The sequence below is a fragment of the Vreelandella azerica genome, assembly GCF_013112225.1.
GTDB classification, from domain to species: domain Bacteria; phylum Pseudomonadota; class Gammaproteobacteria; order Pseudomonadales; family Halomonadaceae; genus Vreelandella; species Vreelandella azerica.
This window is the reverse complement of record NZ_JABFHI010000004.1, coordinates 186,765-206,695: the sequence shown is the minus strand read 5'-3', so window position 1 is coordinate 206,695 and position 19,931 is coordinate 186,765. Positions and strand designations below refer to the sequence as shown.

General features: G+C 52.6%; 15 protein-coding genes, 1 tRNA gene, 1 other RNA gene and 3 pseudogenes. 10 read left to right on the top strand and 10 right to left on the bottom strand.

The window, feature by feature from the left end:
* Window positions 1-176 precede the first annotated feature (176 nt).
* From HLB35_RS11080 to betI, 10 genes and pseudogenes are all read right to left on the bottom strand, one after another.
* On the bottom strand, window positions 177-1,943 hold the full coding sequence (locus tag HLB35_RS11080) for an ABC transporter substrate-binding protein (protein ID WP_171702620.1): 1,767 nt from the start codon (window positions 1,941-1,943) through the stop codon (window positions 177-179).
* A 179-nt stretch (window positions 1,944-2,122) separates the two neighbouring features.
* Entirely contained in the window at window positions 2,123-2,395 is a 273-nt protein-coding gene (locus HLB35_RS11075) for a DUF2160 domain-containing protein (protein ID WP_171702619.1), read from the bottom strand.
* 14 nt (window positions 2,396-2,409) lie between these two features.
* Window positions 2,410-3,306, bottom strand: a complete 897-nt coding sequence (locus HLB35_RS11070; protein ID WP_171702618.1) for a carbohydrate ABC transporter permease — start codon at window positions 3,304-3,306, stop codon at window positions 2,410-2,412.
* 1 nt (window position 3,307) lies between these two features.
* Entirely contained in the window at window positions 3,308-4,195 is an 888-nt protein-coding gene (locus HLB35_RS11065; RefSeq protein WP_171702617.1) for a carbohydrate ABC transporter permease, read from the bottom strand.
* Window positions 4,192-5,289: an ABC transporter ATP-binding protein gene (locus HLB35_RS11060; protein WP_171702616.1), complete on the bottom strand. Its 1,098-nt coding sequence runs from the start codon at window positions 5,287-5,289 to the stop codon at window positions 4,192-4,194. Before HLB35_RS11060 ends, HLB35_RS11065 begins: the two co-directional genes overlap by 4 nt.
* The gene (locus HLB35_RS11055; RefSeq protein WP_171702615.1) at window positions 5,282-6,379 is read right to left on the bottom strand and encodes an ABC transporter ATP-binding protein; all 1,098 of its coding nucleotides are present in this window, start codon (window positions 6,377-6,379) and stop codon (window positions 5,282-5,284) included. The genes HLB35_RS11060 and HLB35_RS11055 overlap by 8 nt, the downstream gene beginning before the upstream one ends.
* A gap of 486 nt (window positions 6,380-6,865) precedes the next feature.
* Window positions 6,866-9,352: an acyl-CoA dehydrogenase gene (locus HLB35_RS11050; protein ID WP_171702614.1), complete on the bottom strand. Its 2,487-nt coding sequence runs from the start codon at window positions 9,350-9,352 to the stop codon at window positions 6,866-6,868.
* 194 nt (window positions 9,353-9,546) lie between these two features.
* A pseudogene (betA, locus tag HLB35_RS11045) lies at window positions 9,547-11,219 on the bottom strand (choline dehydrogenase).
* Between the two features lie 9 nt (window positions 11,220-11,228).
* Window positions 11,229-12,698 carry a betaine-aldehyde dehydrogenase gene (betB, locus tag HLB35_RS11040; RefSeq protein ID WP_171702613.1) on the bottom strand — a complete coding sequence of 490 codons (1,470 nt, stop codon included), beginning with the start codon at window positions 12,696-12,698 and terminating at the stop codon, window positions 11,229-11,231.
* Between the two features lie 12 nt (window positions 12,699-12,710).
* A complete protein-coding gene (gene betI / locus HLB35_RS11035) occupies window positions 12,711-13,334 on the bottom strand; it encodes a transcriptional regulator BetI (RefSeq protein ID WP_328731634.1) in 624 nt (207 codons plus the stop codon).
* Between the two features lie 235 nt (window positions 13,335-13,569).
* On the opposite strand from betI, the gene HLB35_RS11030 reads away from it, so the two are divergent.
* The 10 genes and pseudogenes from HLB35_RS11030 (at window position 13,570) to HLB35_RS10985 (ending at window position 19,532) form a co-directional block, all read left to right on the top strand.
* Window positions 13,570-13,646, top strand: a tRNA-Met gene (locus tag HLB35_RS11030).
* Window positions 13,647-13,689: 43 nt separating this feature from the next.
* An RNA gene (gene ffs / locus HLB35_RS11025) (signal recognition particle sRNA small type) lies at window positions 13,690-13,786 on the top strand.
* A gap of 243 nt (window positions 13,787-14,029) precedes the next feature.
* Window positions 14,030-14,458, top strand: coding sequence for a TnsA endonuclease N-terminal domain-containing protein (locus HLB35_RS18915; RefSeq protein WP_422822451.1), 429 nt, complete (start codon window positions 14,030-14,032; stop codon window positions 14,456-14,458).
* A gap of 45 nt (window positions 14,459-14,503) precedes the next feature.
* The gene (locus HLB35_RS11015; RefSeq protein ID WP_171702612.1) at window positions 14,504-15,016 is read left to right on the top strand and encodes a hypothetical protein; all 513 of its coding nucleotides are present in this window, start codon (window positions 14,504-14,506) and stop codon (window positions 15,014-15,016) included.
* A complete protein-coding gene (locus HLB35_RS11010) occupies window positions 14,958-16,433 on the top strand; it encodes a DDE-type integrase/transposase/recombinase (protein WP_171702611.1) in 1,476 nt (491 codons plus the stop codon). Before HLB35_RS11015 ends, HLB35_RS11010 begins: the two co-directional genes overlap by 59 nt.
* Entirely contained in the window at window positions 16,430-16,648 is a 219-nt protein-coding gene (locus tag HLB35_RS11005) for a TniB family NTP-binding protein (protein ID WP_235937142.1), read from the top strand. The genes HLB35_RS11010 and HLB35_RS11005 overlap by 4 nt, the downstream gene beginning before the upstream one ends.
* 55 nt (window positions 16,649-16,703) lie before the next feature.
* Window positions 16,704-17,717: pseudogene (locus HLB35_RS11000) on the top strand (IS630 family transposase).
* 175 nt (window positions 17,718-17,892) lie between these two features.
* On the top strand, window positions 17,893-18,159 hold the full coding sequence (locus HLB35_RS10995; RefSeq protein ID WP_171702610.1) for a hypothetical protein: 267 nt from the start codon (window positions 17,893-17,895) through the stop codon (window positions 18,157-18,159).
* A 284-nt stretch (window positions 18,160-18,443) separates the two neighbouring features.
* Window positions 18,444-19,086, top strand: a pseudogene (locus HLB35_RS10990) (PglZ domain-containing protein).
* Complete coding sequence (locus tag HLB35_RS10985) at window positions 19,083-19,532, top strand: BREX system Lon protease-like protein BrxL (RefSeq protein ID WP_479694264.1); 450 nt, start codon at window positions 19,083-19,085, stop codon at window positions 19,530-19,532. Before HLB35_RS10990 ends, HLB35_RS10985 begins: the two are co-directional and overlap by 4 nt.
* Window positions 19,533-19,931: the final 399 nt, after the last annotated feature.

Genomic DNA, 19,931 nt, shown 5'->3' with positions numbered 1-19,931 from the left:
AGCCTCGTTTGTTCTGCCCAACGAGGGCATGGTGTTTTTGCGAGCAAATCAGGGCTGAAAAGGCGACTTTTGGGCATTAACAATTCGCCTTGAACAGCAGTGCAATTCAAGTCAGTTCATCTTCCTCAATGTACGAAGGCATACTGGCGAACCCCGCAGGGTTCGCCATCCAGGAATCAGCGCGTACCGGCTGACATCCAGGCTTCCATCATTTCGTCATAGGGAACGGTCTCGCCCTGTGGCATTTCGTTGTCGAGTTTCGCCTTGGGTGAGCCTTCCATATTCAGCCAGTACTCAGGATCGCGCTCTTCATTGAGGTTCGGTGCATAGGTGTCAAAGACGTTGGCACGTGCCAGACGGAACATGGTGTTATCCATATCGGCTGCCAGATTGTCCAGACCTTCCTGAGCCGTCATATCACCGCTCATGACTGGTGCCAGGTTCTGCCACCATAGCGGTGCCAGACGCGGATAGTCAGGTACGTTGGTACCCGTTGGCGTCCAGTTGGATTCGTTGGGGCTGCGGTAGAATTCCACCAGACCACCCAGTTTGGGGGCCATTTCGGTCATCTGCTCAGAGAAGATGTCAGATTCACGAATAGGCGTCAGGCCAGCCATCAGTTTTTCAAGAGACGTACTCTTGGCAACCGTAAACTGTGCAAACAGCCAGGCAGCAGTACGGCGGTCTTCAGGCGTGGAATCAAAGAAGGTCCAGCCGCCCACATCCTGATAGCCGACTTTCATGCCTTCTTCCCAATACGGGCCAGTGGGAGACGGCGCCATGCGCCACAGCGGGTTACCCTCGTCATCGGTGACCGGCAAGGAAGGTTCGGTCATATCCGCAGTGAAGGCGGTGTACCAGAAGATCTGCTGGGCAATATGACCCTGCGACGGTACCGGGCCTGCTTCACCAAAGGTCATGCCCTGAGCTTCCGGCGGCGCGTAATCGCCCAGCCAGTCAACCGCTTTCTGCATGGCAAACACAGACGCCGGTGAGTTGGTGGCACCGCCACGGCTGACGCTGGCGCCGACCGGTTGGCTATCTTCATTGACGCGGATACCCCAGTCATCCACCGGGTTGCCTGATGGTACGCCCGGGCTACCCATGCCAGCCATGGAGAGCCAGGAGTCATGGAAGCGCCAGCCCAGTGACGGGTCACGGCGGCCATAGTCCATGTGGCCATACACCTTGGTACCATCGATTTCATCAACGTGGACGCTGAAGAACTCGGCGATATCTTCGTAAGCCGTCCAGTTGGTGGGTACACCCAGGTCGTAACCGTAGATTTCACGGAACTGTTCCTGGAAATCTTCACGCTGGAACCAGTCATAGCGGAACCAGTAAAGGTTGGCGAACTGCTGGGTAGGCAACTGGTAGAGGCTACCATCCGGGCCAGTACCGTATTGCAGGCCAATAAAGTCATCCAGGTCGAGCGTTGGCAGGGTGTAGTCCGCCCACTCGTTTTCCATGGCATTGCTCAGGTTGATGGTGGTGCCATAGCGGATATGGGTGCCGATGGCATCGGTATCGTTGACGAAACCATCATAGATGCTGTTACCCGACTGCATCTGGTTCTGCATGGTATCAACCACATCACCTTCGCCGATGATGTTGTGGGTAATATTGATACCGGTAAGTTCACTGAACGCCTCAGCTAACACTTCACTTTCATAGACGTGGGTGGTCAGACCTTCAGCGACAGTCTGAATCTCCATGTCGCGGAAAGGCTCAGCGGCTTCAGCAAACCACACCAGCTCCTCGATCTGCTCTTCGCGGGTGAGGGTCGAGTTCTGGAAATGCTCGTCAACCAGGCGCTCCGCAATAGCACGAGCATCGTGGTCGTCAGCGGAGAGAGAACCGGAAGCCAGCATCAGACTCGCCGCCAGCGTGGTGAGTTTGAACGGGCTGATGTTGACGTGCTTGTTGAAATTATTGTGTTGCATGATGACCTCGTTTTACGTTGAGGAGTTATCAACCAGGCTTTTAGCAAGACTGGCGTTGGTACTGCTTTTTATCGCTACTTTCTATCGCTACTTTCAATAACTACTTGGCATCCTTGCCGCTTGGGTCTTTCCTGAACTTAAGGCTGTTTCAGATGCGCAGTGCCAGTTGGCCGAAGGGCTTAGCCCCAGCGCATCAATATAAGCAGCCATAAAACTGAAATGGCGGATGCCACCAGAAGGGGCAATGTCGTAAAGCCGATAATCCCCAGGTGAATAAAAGCCGCTGACAGCAAGCTGACAAAGAGGCGGTCACCCCGGGTGGTTGAAATCGGTAAAAAGCCTTTTCTTTCGACCGTAGGAGAACGCAGCTCCCAGATCGTCATGCCAGCCAGCATGGCCGCAATCGAAGAAAAGAAAATAGCCGTGGGTAAGGTCCATACCATCCAAGTCATGAGATTTCCTCCTCTTAGGTGCGGCCCAGGGCAAAGCCCTTGGCGATATGGTTGCGAACGAAGTAAACCACCAGGATACCGGGGATGATGGTCAGCATACCGGCAGCGGCCAGCGTGCCCCAGTCAATCCCTGATGCCGTTGACGTACGTGTCATGATCATCCCGATAGGCTGAGCGTCGGTCGACGTCAGGGTACGGGCCAGCAGCAGCTCCACCCAGGAGAACATAAACAGGAAGAACAGGACGACGCCGATACCCGAACTGATCATGGGGATAAAGATCTTGACGAAAAACTTGGGAAAGCTGTAGCCGTCGATATACGCCGTTTCGTCAATTTCCTTGGGTACGCTGCTCATGAAGCCTTCCAGAATCCAGATCGCCAGCGGAATATTGAACAGGCAGTGGGCCAGGGCCACAGCGATATGGGTGTCAAACAGCCCGACCGAGTAATAAAGCTGGAAGTAGGGCAGCAGGAAGACCGCCGGCGGCGCCATCAGGTTAGTCAGCAGCCAGAAGAACAGGTGCTTGTCACCGATGAACTTGTAGCGACTGAACGCATAAGCCGCAGGTAGCGCCACCAGCATGGTGATGATCATGTTCATCACTACATACAGGATGGAGTTGACGTACCCCATGTACCAGCTGGAGTCGGTAAAGATGCCGATGTAGTTGTCAAACGTCAGGTTCTGCGGCCATAGGGTCATCGAACCCAGAATCTCGCTATTGGTCTGCAGCGACATATTGAGCAGCCAGTAGATCGGCAGCATCAGAAGCACAATATAGGTGCCCAGCAGAATCCGCTTGCGCAGCCGGGAGCGAGAGTTACGCTTGCGCCGCTCGGCGGCCGGTACCTTGCTGAAAATAGTATTGTACTTTTCACCCTGCTGGGTGTTTTCAATCTGGTAAGCCATCTTACGCGCCTCCCTGTGAATTCTTGTCTTTCTGCATATGCATGATGGTGGTGTAGAACACCCAGCTCACCAGCAGGATGACGAGGAAGTAGATGATCGAGAAGGCGGCTGAAGGCCCAAGATCCTGTTGGCCGATGGCCATGGTGGTCAGCGACTGGCTCAGGAAGGTGGTTGAGCTGCCTGGGCCACCGCCGGTCAGCACGAAGGGCTCGGCGTAGATCATGAAGGAGTGCATAAAGCGCAGCAGTACCGCTATGACCAGGACGTTGGTCAGCTTGGGTAGCTGGATATAGCGGAACACCGCCCACTTGGAAGCGCGGTCAATGCGCGCTGCCTGATAGTAAGCTTCCGGGATCGAACGCAAACCGCTGTAGCAAAGCATCGCCACCAGGGGCGTCCAGTGCCACACATCCATCAGGATGATGGTGAACCAGGCATCACCGGCATTACGGGTAAGGTTGTAGTCAAGGCCGAGCTCGCTCAGGCTCCAGCCCATCAGACCAATGTCATTACGCGTGAAGATCTGCCAGATGCTGCCTACCACGTTCCATGGGATCAGCAAGGGTAGGGTAATCAGGATCAGCACGGCAGACGCCTGCCAGCCTTTCTTCGGCATCAACAGCGCAATGCCGATGCCCAGCGGCACCTGAATGGCTAGAATGATCAGTGAAAAGGCGACCTGCCGACCAAAGGCCGCATGCAGGGCCGGGTCGTTGAGCATGGTGCGGAACCACTCGGTACCGGTAAAGAAACTGGCATTCGGGCCGAGTACATCCTGCACGGAATAGTTCACCACCGTCATCAGGGGAATGATGGCGGAAAATGCCACCAGCACCAGCATTGGCAGTACCAGTAGCCAGGCGCGGTTATTTTGGACTTTATTATTCATGAGGTAACCTCCACCCGGTATTCGTCAACAAACAGCCCCAGCTGGTCGGGGTCAAAGGTGAGATAGATATCTTCCCCGAACGCTGGGTGACCTTCGGACAGGCGCGCCTTGAACGTCTGGCCGCCCAGCTCAAAGGTGACGATGGAATAGGTGCCCAAATCCTGCACCTGACGCATGCGCGCAGGCAGGGCACCATCACGTTTGGCCGCATGCACGGAGACAAACTCGGGGCGAATACCGATTTTCACATTCGAACTTTCAGTATTGGCAACGGCATCAACAAACTTCTGCGGGACAGGCAGTGCCATATCCGCAAAGATGACCTCACCGGCGCGATAGGTGGCATCCATGAAGTTCATGCCGGGGCTGCCGATAAAGTAGCCAACAAAGGTGTGGGCAGGAACTTCAAACAGCTCCTGAGGCGTACCGAACTGGACCACCTGGCCTTCATACATCACCGCAATCTTGTCGGCAAAGGTGGAGGCTTCGAGCTGATCGTGGGTGACGTAGATCATGGTGATATTGAAGCGCTGGTGAATCTCCTTCAGCTTGCGGCGCAGCTTCCACTTGAGCTGAGGGTCAATCACCGTCAGCGGCTCATCGAACAGAATCGCCGAGACATCGTCACGCACCAGACCACGGCCCATGGAGACCTTCTGTTTCTCGTCTGCCGTCAGCCCCTTGGCCTTGCGCTTGAGCAGTGGGGTCAACTCCAGGATATCGGCGACTTCCTCGACCTTGGGGGTGATGCGGTGGTCAGGAATATTGATGTTGCGCAGCGGAAACGCCAGATTATCAAACACCGTCATGGTGTCGTAGATCACCGGGAACTGGAAAACCTGCGCAATGTTGCGCTCTTCAGGTGGCAGTTCGTTTACCCGTTGGCCGTCAAACAGCACATCTCCTTCGGAAGGCTCCAGCAGGCCAGAAATAATATTCAGCAGGGTGGATTTGCCACACCCGGATGGCCCCAGCAGGGCATAGGCACCGCCCTGATGCCAGACGTGTTCCATCTTGCGGATGGCATAATCCTCAGGCGACTGCGGATTAGCGCTGTAAGTATGCGCAAGGGTTTTGAGTACGATCTCAGACATGCTGGCTGCCTCCCCGTGTTTCCGGCGTATGAACGATATTGCCCTGCTGATCAAACACAAACAGCTTATGGGTGGGGAAGTAGACCTTGATGCGCTGGTTCACCTCAGGCGTTTGAATGCCCAGCAGGTGAAGCACCAGGGGGAACAGTTTGTGGCGGACGTGGAGAAAGGTTTCAGAACCGCTGATTTCGGCCACATCAACGGCCACTTCCAGTTCCAGGTCATCCGCCGCATTGGGCTTCAGGCTGACGTGGGAGGCGCGCACGCCAAAACGGTATTCACCGGCGGGCAGGTTGCGCAGACCTTCATCGCAAGGGAAATGAATATCCTTATCAAAGGTGATTTCATTGTCGGTAAGGTGGCCCGGCACGATATTGATCGGCGGTTCAGAAAACATTTCAGCGCTGAGGATACCGTTGGGCTCGCGGTAGACCTGTTCCGTTGGGCCGTATTGCAGCAGTTTGCCTTCATGTAGAACAGCCGTGTTACCGCCCAGGGCCAGCGCCTCGTTAGGCTCAGTGGTGGCATAAACCGCAATGCAGTTCCGCGCCTTGAACAGCTCGCGCAACTCGTCGCGCAGGTCTTCGCGCAGCTTGTAGTCCAGGTTGACCAAAGGCTCGTCAAACAGGATCAGATCGGCATCCTTGACCAGGGCGCGGCCCATGGCGGTGCGCTGCTGCTGGCCACCGGAAAGCTCCAGCGGCAGGCGGTCCAGCAGGTGATCAATCCCCAGCATGGCAGCTGTTTCGCGCACCCGCTTGTCGATTTCTTGCTTGGAGGCCTTGGCCAGTTTGAGCGGCGAGGCGATGTTGTCATAGACGTTAAGGCTTGGGTAATTGATGAACTGTTGGTAAACCATGGAAACGTTGCGATGACGCACCGAAACCCCGGTCACATCCTTACCATCCATTTTGATCCGCCCACGAGTAGGTGGCTCAAGGCCAGCCATCAGGCGCATCAAAGTCGTTTTACCCGCCAGTGTTCTCCCCAGAAGGACATTGAAAGAGCCCGGTTGGAGCTCCAGATCAATGCCACTTATATGGGTTTCAGCACCGACGATATGATCGATGTGTTGCAGGTGTAATGACATGCAAATCTCGCTGACGTCGTTGTTGTTCGTTATCGGGTTGTTAGGTTTTCTGGTGATTGAATTTTATGGTTGTTAACCAGAATGGCGTTTTTATGTTGCTGCTGTGCTGTTTTCAGGTTCGGTTAGAAGCTTGAAATGTTTTTGTGATCGATTTTTTCATAAACGAAAGCCTAGTTGATCGTAATTGAACCTGCAACACGTTTTTACGCCTGACTGTCACTTTATGAAAGCCTTCGACCATGTGGCTTGTTTTCAAAACAAGTGGTTGTTTTAAATGCATAAGTTGTTATAAAAGCATTGGAATGAAAGGTTCTTGAGAGCTTGTTTAGACTATCGTCTTAATACCAATGTTCGAAACCAAACACTTTCAATTATCGTTATCTGATGAGTATGTAGAAATAAAGACGACGATCACGCACAAAAAAGCCCCGGATTTCTCCGGGGCTAAAGGTTGATCAATTAAAGCGATTGAGCGCTCGCGGCTTCCTAGCTGGTCTCAGCCTCGGGTTGAGCCGCCGCGCTTTTGGACACTTTAGCGTTGTGATCAATCAGGGTGGACTTGTCGTTGGCAAAAGCGTCATAGGCGAAGTCATCGACGGTCAGCATTTCCAGTACTTCAGCTTCGAAAGTGCGCATGAACTGAGCATCCTCTGCACTGATCAAGCCCTTTTCCAGGCCGGCTTCTATCCGCTGTTCAGGGTGCAAGGCGGTTGGCGGAAGTTCACCCTTGGCATAGGCCTTATTAACAGTGCGATATAGGGCTTCAGCCCGTTCATAGTCCGCCAGCAAGGCGTTATAGCGGGCCAGCGGGTTGCGCACCTCGCCATCCTGGCTCCAGGTGTTGTCGATCAGCTTGCTGCGCAGAGCGCTATGGGTGGAGACCCGCTGGGCAATCGCACGCGCCAGATCGTCATGGGGTTTATTCCAGCGCCGACCGGTGGGCATGACCATAACCTTCAGCGCCTTGCCAAGCGCACGGTTGGGCAGGTTGTCGAAAATTTCCACAAACGCCTGCTCGGCACGCTGCAACAGGAAACGGCAGCTGTAATGCAGCAGGGCTTCTTCACCGTCTACCTTGTCGCTGCTTTGCCACTGCTTGAGTACCATGGACGCCAGGTAAAGGTTGGAGAGTACATCTCCCAGGCGTGCCGAGATCATTTCGCGTTTCTTCAGGGATGACCCCAGGCTGGCCATGGCCGCATCGGCACACAGGCTGAAGCCTGCAGAAAGCCGGGCAATATCCTCGGCATAGGCCTTGGCTGGACCTTCAAAGGGAACCGCCGGTTTGCCCAGCCCCAGCCCTTGGGTGAAGGCGCGAGCAGCATTGCCAAAAATCATGCCGGCATGGCCAAAGAAGGCGTTATCAAAGGCCTTGACGTCGTTGGCATCTTTCGCGGCCAATTCTTCAAGCACATAAGGATGGCAACGAATCGCTCCCTGACCAAAGATCATCAGGTTACGGGTCATGATATTGGCGCCTTCCACGGTAATCGCCACCGGGTTGGCACTGTAGCCAATGCCGATATAGTTACGTGGCCCCAGGGTGACGGCCTTGCCGCCGTGAACATCCATGGCATCACTAAGCAGCACGCGCTGGAACTCGGTCAACTGGCTTTTCAGTATCGCCGAGGGTACCGCCGGCTTTTCGCCATGATCGATCAGGTTGGCGGTCTGATAGACGGTCGCTGCCGAGATATAGGCCAGCGAGGCAATTCGCGCCAGGGGTTCCTGAACGCCTTCCATTTCTGCCACCGGCACGTTGAACTGGCGGCGAATGCGGGTAAAGCCACCGCTCCAGCCCAGGGCATAGCGGCCAATTCCTGTTGCGCCGGAGGGCAGGGTGATGCAGCGCCCAATGGAAAGGCACTCCACCAGCATGCGCCAGCCTTCACCAACCATTTCCTTGCCACCGATAATGGTATCCAGCGGGACAAAGACATCCTTGCCCTTGATCGGGCCGTTCATGAAGGGGCTGCCAATCGGATGGTGACGACGGCCAATGTCCATGCCTTCGGTTTCACGCGGAATCAGCGCCAGGGTAATACCGCGATCTTCTTCCTCACTGATCAGCTTGTCCGGGTCAAACAGACGAAACGCCAGGCCAACCACGGTGGCAATCGGTGCCAGAGTGATCCAGCGCTTTTCAAAATTCAGGCGTACGCCCAACACTTCTTTGCCATCCACTATCTGCTTGCAGACGATGCCGGTATCCGGCAGGGAGGTGGCATCCGAGCCTGCACGCGGGCCTGTCAGGCCAAAGCAGGGGATTTCACGTCCATCGGCCAGGCGCGGCAGATAATGGTTTTTCTGCTCATCCGTACCGTATTTAAGCAGCAACTCACCTGGGCCGAGGGAGTTAGGTACGCCGACGGTAACCATCAGGGTTTCATTGAAAGAAAGCTTTTGCAGCACCATGGACTGTGCCTTGGCTGAGAAGCCCAGGCCGCCGTATTCCTTGGGAATGATCATACCGAAGAAGCCTTCCTTCTTCAGATAGTCCCAAAGCGCCTGAGGCAGGTCGGCGCGCTCACGGGCGATATCCCAGGCGTTGCACATACCTGCTGCCTGGGTGCACTGCTTATCCAGAAACGCCTGTTCGTCATCGCGCAGGCCGTCATCCTTGAAGGCCAGCAGGTTTTCCCATTGGGGCTTGCCGGAAAACAGCTCGCCATCCCAGGAAACGCTGCCGGCTTCCAGCGCGGTGCGTTCGGTATCCGAGACCTTGGGCGCGACCTTCTTGAAAATCGCAAAGATTCGCGGCGTCAGCCATTGACGGCGCAGGGCGGGGAGACCGGCGATGGCCGTGACTGCGGCGCCTATCAGCAGGACGGTGCCGATGACGGCTGCCCCCAGCGCCAGGCCGACAACACCGAGCACCACCAGCACTGCCAGGGCGGCCTTGGCGCCTGCTTCGCGGCGCATCACCACCAGCAGGCCGATAATCGCCAAGAGGATGATTAGTAAAGTGGACATAGCGCACTCCTGTTATTTGAGTTAGGTAGCGTCAGGGTCATTGTGAAATGAAGAATTTAAACGCATGTTTGAATACTGGCAGAGGCCGGGCGGCGAGTGCAAGTTTTTTGGTGTTATTTACCGGCAACAAAAAAACGCCATGACAAGATGCCATGGCGTTTTGACCGCGATTTTGACCAGAAAGTGCGTATTTTTCAGGTCTGTTTGGCAGGCGCGCCGCTGGCAACGTAGTAATCGACCTGAGCACGGGGCAGGGGCGTCTTGCCGCGCACCTGGTCGGCAATCTTTTCCGCCAGCATGATAGTCGGGGCATTAAGGTTGCCGGTGGGAATCACCGGGAACAGGGAAGCATCTACCACCCGCAGGCCTTCAAGGCCATGAACGCGCCCCTGGCCGTCGGTCACCGCCATCTCGTCTTCTCCCATGCGGCAGCTGCCACAGGGGTGATAAGCGGTTTCGGCATGCTGCTTGACGAAGCTGTCGAGTTCCTGGTCGCTCTGTACATCCGGGCCGGGGGCAATTTCACGGCCACGGTACTTGTCAAACGCCGGCTGGGCGATGATATCCCGGGTCAGGCGAATGGCATCGCGAAATTCCTGCCAGTCTTTTTCCTGGGACATATAGTTGAACAGAATGCTGGGCGCCGCATGAGGGTCTTTAGAGGTCAAGCGGATACGCCCGCGGCTTGGGAGCGCATCGAGCCCACATGAGCCTGAAAGCCATGGGCCTGAACGGCACTTTTGCCATTGTAGCTGATTGCGATGGGCAGGAAGTGGTACTGCAGGTTCGGCCACTCCTCCGCATCATCGCTGCGTATAAAGCCACAGGCTTCGAACTGGTTGCTGGCGCCGACCCCTGTGCCATTAAACAGCCACTGCGCGCCAATCTTGGGCTGGTTGTGCCATTTCAGCGCCGGGTAGAGGGAGATCGGTTCCTTGCACTCATACTGAATGTACATTTCAAGGTGATCCTGCAGGTTCTCACCCACGCCTGGCAGATCATGAACCACTGGGATATCCAGCTCTTTCAGCCAGTCAGGGTTACCCACCCCAGAGCGCTGCAGGATCTGCGGCGAGGCAATCGCCCCGCCACACAGCAAGACCTCGCGGCGAGCGCGCACCTGGTGCGTCTGGCCTTTACGCTGGTAACGCACGCCCACGGCACGCTTGTCCTCAAACTCGATCACATCAGTGACCGCATGGGTTTCGATGGTCAGGTTGCTGCGCTGTTTGGCGATATCCAGATAGCCGCGTGCGGTGGATGCCCGCCGCCCCTTAGGAGTGACAAAACGGTCCATAGGGCCGAAGCCTTCCTGCAGGTAGCCGTTGACGTCCTCGGTTTCCGGGTAACCAGCCTGCTTGCCAGCCTCAATAAAGGTGCGATACAGCGGGTTGTTGCCCGCTTTTGGCGTGGCCACACTGACCGGGCCGTCGCCACCGTGATAGTCGTTAGGGCCGATATCGCGGTTTTCGCACTTTTTGAAGTAGGGCAGGCAGCTGAGGTAATCCCAGTCTTCCAGGCCAGGTTGTTTGGCCCAGTTGTCGTAGTCCAGGGCATTGCCGCGAATGTAGCACATGCCGTTGATTAGCGAGGAACCGCCCAGCCCTTTGCCGCGGCCGCATTCCATGCGTCGTCCATCCATGTGCGGTTCCGGGTCGGTCTCAAAGGCCCAGTTATAGCGCTTGCCCTGCAGCGGGTAGGCCAGCGCCGCAGGCATCTGGGTGCGAAAATCGAAACGGTAATCGGGGCCGCCGGCTTCCAGCAGCAGGACGCTGACGTCGCTGTCTTCGGTCAGCCGAGAGGCCAAAACGTTACCCGCCGAGCCTGCGCCAATAATGATGTAGTCAAATTCACGTAGTTCAGACATGGGGTCTCCTTAAAACACTGACTCAAACGGACCCATCTCAACCTGCACAGACTTGGTCTGGGTGTAGTGGTTAAGGGTTTCGATACCGTTTTCGCGGCCAATGCCTGATTGCTTGTAGCCACCCACCGGCATTTCAGACGGTGACTCGCCCCAGGTATTGACCCAGCAGATACCAGCTTGCAACTGATGAATAACCCGATGCGCACGGTTGAGGCTTTCACTGAATACCCCAGCGGCCAGGCCGTAATGAGTATTGTTGGCGCGCTCAATCACCTCGTCTTCATCATCAAAGGCCAGCACGGACATCACCGGGCCGAAAATCTCTTCTTTAACAATACGCATCTCGTCAGTGCAGTCGGTGAACACCGTCGGGGAAGCCCAGGCACCTTTGGCCCAGTCGCCGCTGTCCCAGTTTTCCCCGCCGACCAGGGTGCGGGCGCCTTCCTGTTGGCCGATGGCAATATAAGAAAGCACTTTTTCCTGATGCTCAAAGCTGACCAGGGGGCCGAAGTTGACCTCTGGATCCATGGGGTCGCCGGCCTTGATACGCTTGACTCGCTCAACCAGCTTGGCCTCAAAAGCTTCTTTGGCGCTGCGCTCAACAAATACTCGGGTGCCGTTGGTACAGATCTGGCCGCTGGAATAGAAGTTGGCCATCATGGCAGCGTCCGCAGCACGGTTAAGATCGGCGTCAGCAAACACAATCAGTGGTGATTTTCCGCCCAGCTCCATGGTGACGTCTTTAAGCGTCGAGCCACCGGCAGCGGCCATGACCTTCTTGCCTGTACCCACTTCACCGGTAAAGGAAACCTTATCGATGCCCGGGTGTTCAGTCAGCATGGCGCCTACGCGACCATCGCCCTGTACCACGTTGAATACGCCATCCGGCAGGCCTGCCTGGGTGAAAATCTCCGCCAGCCGGATGGCGGTCAGCGGGGTCACTTCGCTGGGCTTGAAAACAATGGCGTTACCGACTGCCAGGGCAGGGGCAGCTTTCCAGCAGGCGATCTGGATGGGGTAATTCCAGGCGCCAATCGCCCCAATCACACCGAGTGGCTCACGACGGGTATAGACAAAAGAGCTATCGCGCAGCGGAATCTGGCTGCCTTCAATCGCCGGAGCCAGGCCCGCGTAATATTCCAGCGCATCGGCACCGGTCACAATATCGACGCTGGCGGTTTCGCTGATCGGTTTGCCGGTGTTGCGGGTTTCCAGCTCGGCCAGTTCATCGTTGTGCTCGCGCAGTAGCTCAACGGCGCGCAGCATGATGCGTGCGCGCTGCATGCCGCTCATGGTGGCCCACTCGCGCTGGCCGCGCTGGGCCGCTTCCACGGCGCTATCTACATCGGCCTGGCTTGCCTGGCCGATGGTGGCCAGATGGCTGCCATCGTAGGGGTTGGAAACACTGAAAGTTTCGCCGGAAGTGGCGCTTACTGGGCGACCGTTGATATAAAGCGGCTGAATCTCCTGAGTGGCCATGTTGGTCTCCTGTTAATACGTGGGGGTGGTAGAGGCCGACTGGTGGCAGCCATGATGACGCAGTAATTGATCAAGGTAGGTATGGGCCAGATAGCGTGCTTCGGCGGCATCAAGTCCTTCGGGTGCCAACGCACCGCGCAACCACAGGCCGTCGATCATGGCCGCCAGGCCATGGGCGGCGTTTTTGGCATCACGGCGGGGCATTACCCGCTGAAACTGGTAGCAGAGGTTGGCATATAGGCGGCGATCATTGACGTACTGCAAGCGTTGCAGCAGAGGCTTGTGCATGCTGCTGGCCCAGAATGCCAGCCAGGTTTTGGCCGCAGGGCCAGTGACCTGGGTGCGGTCGAAGTTGCCTTCAATAATGGCGCCGATATGGGCGCGGGGCGTATCGTCTTCCAGCGCCTTGCGCCGCGCTGCCACGGCATTGTTAAGGTCTGTCAGAATCTGGCGCATGGTGGCCTCTAAAAGGCCATTCTTGCCACCGAAATAATGGCTAATAATGCCAGCGGAGACGCCCGCACGGCGGGCAATCTGAATAACAGTAGCTTCCGCCAGGCCCACTTCGTCAATGGCTTCCATGGTGGCCTTGATCAACTGTTGACGGCGTATTGGCTCCATTCCTACCTTAGGCACAGCAATCTCCTGATAACCTGAAACACCCTAAAGGCAGGTCTGCCATCCGGGCGTAAATGAAAGCCATATGGTGGCATTTTTTTATTGAACGTTCAATCAATAAAATAGTGCGGCGTTCAGCAAGTCCTGCCTGGAATGTCGGTTCTTCCCATGAGCAAGGCCAAAGATTCTTCACATGCAAGGCTTGCCTTTCGTTAACCAAGCATGCATAATCTGCACCCGCTGTGAGGGAAAAGGCTACGTAGCTCAGCTGGTTAGAGCACATCACTCATAATGATGGGGTCCCCTGTTCAAATCAGGGCGTAGCCACCACAGCGTAGGCGCACTCTTCTACACAGCGCCGTTATGGTGGCCCCTTAGGTCCTCCCGCAACGCTAAACTGCAAACCCCGCCAGGCCCGGAAGGGAGCAACGGTAGTGGTGGCTGCGTGTGCCGGGATGTGGCTTTTGGGGCCGCCTCCATTTCTGTCGTTTCCGGTCTGTTTTGACATAAATTCCGGATAAAATGACATAATTTGCGGTTTCTCGTGACATAACCTATTTTTGTAGTAAACCTACGAAATGGGGTGTTGTCATGTACAGGCGTAAGCTCCGTCATTCCCGTGTCAAGAACCTCTACAAATTTGCTAGCTTCAAAACTGCTTCTGCTCACACTGTAGAGTCTTCCCTAGAATTTGATGCCTGCTACCATTTTGAATACTCCCCCAAGTTAAGTCTTTCATTGCCCAGCCTATAGGCTTTACTTACTCAATTCACGGGAAAACTAACCCTTATACTCCTGATTTTAAGATAATAAATAATAATCAAAAAGTAGCCTTTATTGAGGTCAAACCCCATAGTAAAACCCTCCATCCAGAATTTGTTCAAAAATTCCAGGCAAAAAAAGAAGCAGCATGCCAGTTAGGTTTCGAGCTGAGCTTAGTAACTGAGCTTCAAATCAGAAAATATCCAGTCTTGAATAATTTTAAGCTGCTACATCGTTACGCTGGTTTTCAAAGCCATTGTGAGTTGTATGATAGTGTTTATGACCTTGTAAAAACACACTCCCCATTTTCGTGCATGAAATTTGTGCTCTATATGAAATCAGTTTCCGTCCTAGAGTTATTAGCTCACTGGTTTCGTTAATAGCCTCTGGGAAATTAAAGGCCAATATATTGGAAAAAGAAATTGGTGACGATTTGCTTCTTTGGGCATGAGGTGGCATATGTTGGAAGATCCTTTTTTGATGAGTCTTTAGCAGGCATAGATTTCTCTCATACAGAGAATAAGAAAAGCCGTGATGAAATTGAGGATGTGGCATTCATAACAATAGATGATCTTGATGAGGAGTGCGCCGATAAAGCTTTGTTCAGGTATAAAGTAATAAAATTGGTCAATAAAAAGCTTAATGGAGGCTGGACGAAGAAGAATATAGAGCCAATTATCTATGAATTGTATAATGAAGGTGTTATAGATAAAAAGCCTGGTTGGCAAAGCGTAGCTAGATGGAATGCAAAGTATCGTGCCGGTAAAGATTTGCTTTCCTTGGTTGATGTGAGAGCTATAAAAAATAATTTTTGTGATTTTGAATCTTTTTCAAAAGATACTTTTTTGGGACGCAATCGAAAAGAAATATCTTACAAGAGTGAGGGGGTCTGTTGCGACCACTTATCAATTTTACAAGGATTTAATAATAGTCCATAACAATGAAAATCCAGATGATAAGTTTGTAGCTGTTGGGCAAAGTGCCTTTTACGATAGGGTTAAAAAGCTTCCACCTTATATTTGTGATTTGAAGCGTTATGGTAAACGATATGCAGATAAAAAGTATCGATTGATCAATAGCTTTACAAAATCTACTAGGGTTATGGAGCGTGTTGAAATCGATCATACCGCTCTTGATTTGATCTTGCTTGATGATAACTTGAATGTCCCTATTGGAAGGCCATTTATAACTGTTTTGGTTGATACATTTAGTAAATGTATCGTAGGTTTTTATTTAAGCTTTAGAGGGCCGAGCTATAATTCTGTCAGGTGTGCAGTATTAAATGCGTGTTTGGACAAAAAAGACTTGTTGGAAAAGTACCCCGATATCGAAAAAGATTGGCCATGTCAAGGGCGTATTGAAACACTTGTTGTTGATAACGGCGCAGAGTTTTGGTCGAAAGATCTTGAGAGATTTTCTGCCTCAATAGGAATGAGCGTTGAGTACAATCCAGTTGGACAGCCATGGAAAAAACCTTTAGTCGAGAGAATATTTAACACCTACAATACAGAGTTTATTCATCAAATACCGGGAAAAACTTTCTCAAGTGCAAAAGATTTAGAAGGTTATGACCCTGAGAAAGATGCGCTATTACCATTTGACAGATTTTTACATCTGCTTCATATATGGGTTGTAGATATTTATAATCAGCAGCCAAATAAACGTAGAACCAATATACCTGCTTTATCTTGGCAGATTGGGTGTCAAGATTTTCCACCAGTTGTTTACCAAGGAGCTGAAAAACAAAGATTTAAAATCGAAAGTTTTCCTACCGTCTATCGCGATTTACGACCAATTGGGATAGAGGTAGATCATATAAGCTATAGCAGCGAAATGCTAGTAGAGTTCAGAAAAAATCATCCCCCGCCTCCTGGTCAGAAAAAGCATAAGCTTTGTGTTAAGCGAGACCCGTCTGATGTTTCTTTTGTGTATGTATTCTTACCTGAATTGGAGAAGTATATTAAGGTTAATGCTACTAGCCAGGAGTTTCAGTTAGAGGGCGTCTCTATTTTCCAGTACCAAGTCATGAGAAGGTTGTTGAATAATTATATAGAAATTAATACCGATTATGAGGGGCTTGCACTTGCAAATATGAAGCTCAGCGAGAGAATGGATGATATAAAGGAAAATGCTTTAGCCAAGAAGAAAAGTAACCTAAAAGGAATGAAAAGCGTTGCTGCTTTCATAGGCGTGGATACTGATGGTGATACGACTTTTGAAAGTGTGCATCGTGACTTGAAAAGTAGAGATAATGCTATGTGTGACTCTTCAGAAGTCGGCTTGACAGATTCAAAAATTTTTGAACATGTTGATGATTGGCACAATATTGCTGATGATGTGGAGCCTTACGAATGAATGCTATGCTTCCTGAAAATAGTCGCTCTCAACTGGTTAAATTTAGAAATTGTTTTGTTAAACATGCGGCTTTAATTAAAGCAATGAACTCTTTGCATCGTTTAAAAAACAACCAGCTATTGGGTGGTGAACAACAATGCATGCTGCTCGTGGGAGATACAGGCAGTGGTAAAAGCAAATTGATTACTGAGTTTGCTTCAGAATTTCCAAGCTAAGTGCCTATGCAATAATTATAGGGTATAAAGATGTAACTCAACGAGGAGATACATCATGTCCAAGCCGTTACGCTTCATCTCTTTGACACCAGACCAACAGCGCATTGTAAATAACGCTTATCAGTACGGTGAAAAGCGAGCCTTACGCCGTCGCGCTCATGCCATCTTATTGAGCCATAAAGGGCACACGATCAATCAAATTCGTGACATTCTCGGGGTCAAGCGCGATACGGTATCGACATGGCTATCCCAGTGGGAAGCAGACGGTATTGACGGTCTGCAAGACAAACCCCGCGACGGGCGGCCAAACCTTCTCAATGATGGCGAGATAGCGTTATTGCAGCAGCTTGTTGAAGATCATCCTCATCAGTTGCCGGTGCTGCATGCCAAGTTTCAAGAAAAACCGGGAAAGTGGTCAGTCGAGATACCCTACGTCGTGCTCTAAAAAAACGGTAACAGTTGTAAACGTGTTCGCTACTCGCTGAAGGCACGGCGTGACGAGACAGATTTCCGCAATACGCAAGGCCTGATCAACGCATTGAAAGAATGGGAAGACAGCGGCACCTGTGATCTTTACTTCTTTGATGAAACTGGATTTTCGCAGTCTTCATCACTGCCTTATGCATGGAGCCCAATAGGGCAACCCTGGGAAGTCACTGCTTACTCTCATAGCAAGAGATTGAATGTATTAGGTTTTTTATCCAGAAAAGGGATGTTCTTTCATCATATGACAATGGACACGGTGAATAGTGAAACGGTTATAGAGGCGTTTGACCAATTTGCAGCACAGAAAGATCCTGATGCCTTCGCTGTTGTTGTGCTAGACAATGCCAAAATGCATCACTCCAAGGCATTTCGACGGAAAATCATTGATTGGATGACCCACCGTATTCACCTGATTTATCTGTCGCCATACTCGCCTGAGTTGAATCTGATCGAAATTCTTTGGCGTGAAATCAAATATCGCTGGTTACCACTGACGGCCTATAGCTCTTTCGATAGGCTCTGTCAGGCGGTGAAAGGCGTCTGTAACGGTTATGGCGTAGATAACACGATAACTTTTGCATAACTACTTAATATTAGCCAAAGAGCAGCCGCGAAAATTCGTTATTTTTTAGGTAACACCTAACGAGTTTGTAGAAAATTGCCATTGAAACCCGTTTTTTTAGGATCGACGAAACAGAAACAGCACCCTCAACATACCGCATTTAAAAAATTTTACAGTCACAAACCAGAGAGCCAACGTGTCAAACAGCATAGTGGTGGAGATCACTGGCAGAGAGGCGAGCCTGATCTTAAAGTACGGGTATCCTTTTCCCGACGTAGAGGCTATTTTTGAGAAAGTGGCGGGTGTTGATGGCTTCCATCGCGTAACTGTCGAGGAGACATGGCTGGAGTTGATCGTTGGCGATCTATCAATATCAATAAAAGAGGTAAAAAGCCTAGCGTTACAGGAGGAGCTGGACGCTATTTGGTATACCCTGGAAGCAGCAATGGGCAAGCCCGGTTAAAGCGGTTTTCAAAAGAGACAACAAGGACGTTACATGGCCAAGTACGAAGTCAAACAAACCGCCGTCAGCCGGGTGCTGGCCGATATGCGCACCGACAAGATCGCCATCCCCGAGCTACAGCGGCCTTTTGTGGTGGAGCGTTAATCTGTCATTCCCGCTAAAAACATGCGGGAACGACGGGCAGGCTCCATTATGCTTGGCATGATAATATTTCTTCATTTCTCGTTATGCCTGTCTTTTTAGACAAGCCATGATGTTTGTTCCTGAACCGGCAAGGAGGCCTGATGCAGCTCGAACAACTTCAGCAGGGCTTGCGCAAGGCGTTTTTCCAGGATGGCCACCGCATTGTGTTCTGGTGCGACACCCCCGGCCACTTTGTTGAAACCCTGGATACCTTGGGTCTGGAGGGGGTGCAGGTCATCAATATGGGTGGCAGATCCACCCTGGGGGTGAAGCTGCAGCTGGAGCTGGGCGAGCGCATCAATACCAAGCGTTACAGTCAGGCCAGCCTGAGCAGCCAGCTGGGGGTGGTGCCCAGCTACACCACCCTGGGCATGGCGGCGCTCTTTTCTCATCGTGAACTGGCCTATCAGCCGGGTAGTGATAGCGTGCTGGTCGCTGGAGCAGGGTCGCGAGAAGATCAAGGGCGTTCAGCTGATGTATGTCTACCACAACGTGGTGGATGCTCGGGGTGATTCCGCCAGCACCGAAAGCGAGACCTTCGCTGCCGTGGAGGATGCCATTGAAGAGCTGGATCAGCTGACCCGCAAGGTCCTGATGCACCTGAACACCAGTACCGTACTGGTAACGGCGGACCACGGCTTTCTGTTTCAGCGCAGCGCCCTGGACGCCACCGATAAGACGGTGCTGGGCGATAAACCCATCACTGCCTTCAAGACCAAGAAACGTTCGGTGGCATCTGGGTGATTGCTACCCTGAGTTATTTCCATGAGGAAGGCCAATCCGCATCACCGTTTGGCGTCAGCCTGCTCAAGCCGATCCAGATGCCTCACATGAACATGGATGAGCTGTTTGAAGGGCGGCGCGGCTTTACCACGGCCCAGTGGCGCGAGATGTTGATCCGCTCGATTGGCATGGAACCCGCTGAGCTGGACGAAAACGTACAATGGCACCTGCTGGCGCGGATGATTCCTTTTGTCGAGAATAACTATAACGTCTGCGAACTGGGCCCGAGGGGTACCGGTAAGAGCCATATTTACAAGGAATGCTCGCCCAACAGCATTCTGGTTTCTGGCGGACAGACCACGGTGGCCAATCTCTTTTACAACATGAGTTCTCGGCGGATTGGCCTGGTCGGCATGTGGGATCTGGTAGCCTTTGATGAAGTGGCAAGCGCGTCACCCTGCCGATGAGCAGCGCCGTGGATATCCCGACCATTCCCGGTGAGCTGTTCACCAAGTTCCAGACCAGCTTCTACTCGGAACCCGTGGATGCCGTGGTGAAAGCATTGGGGGTGGAGTAAGCGCCATCACTCTCTGGGCGTGATGCGTTCAAGGCAAAAGGCAGATTATGGGAGCGTCATCGATGACAAAAACACGCCTGAAAGAGATGCAAAAAAACAATGACAATCCTTTGGGTTGCCTACAGTTACTGGACGGTGGCCTAAGGCCTTCTGGTCGCATGCAACCGTGGATCTGATGATATCAGCCACTCGGGCAAATAATGCCTTGAGGGTCTGCCAGGCTTTCTGCTAGCGTGTTGTGATGATTACCTGCAACAGGGCCTGGTGATGATCCTGTTCGCGCAAATGC

Bases quoted from the DNA above. Each gene is read 5' to 3' on its own strand.
- HLB35_RS11080 (WP_171702620.1), bottom strand. From the start codon at position 1,943: ATGCAACACAATAATTTCAACAAGCACGTCAACATCAGCCCGTTCAAA.
- HLB35_RS11075 (WP_171702619.1), bottom strand. From the start codon at position 2,395: ATGACTTGGATGGTATGGACCTTACCCACGGCTATTTTCTTTTCTTCG.
- HLB35_RS11070 (WP_171702618.1), bottom strand. From the start codon at position 3,306: ATGGCTTACCAGATTGAAAACACCCAGCAGGGTGAAAAGTACAATACT.
- HLB35_RS11065 (WP_171702617.1), bottom strand. From the start codon at position 4,195: ATGAATAATAAAGTCCAAAATAACCGCGCCTGGCTACTGGTACTGCCA.
- HLB35_RS11060 (WP_171702616.1), bottom strand. From the start codon at position 5,289: ATGTCTGAGATCGTACTCAAAACCCTTGCGCATACTTACAGCGCTAAT.
- HLB35_RS11055 (WP_171702615.1), bottom strand. From the start codon at position 6,379: ATGTCATTACACCTGCAACACATCGATCATATCGTCGGTGCTGAAACC.
- HLB35_RS11050 (WP_171702614.1), bottom strand. From the start codon at position 9,352: ATGTCCACTTTACTAATCATCCTCTTGGCGATTATCGGCCTGCTGGTG.
- betB (WP_171702613.1), bottom strand. From the start codon at position 12,698: ATGGCCACTCAGGAGATTCAGCCGCTTTATATCAACGGTCGCCCAGTA.
- HLB35_RS11005 (WP_235937142.1), top strand. From the start codon at position 16,430: ATGAATGCTATGCTTCCTGAAAATAGTCGCTCTCAACTGGTTAAATTT.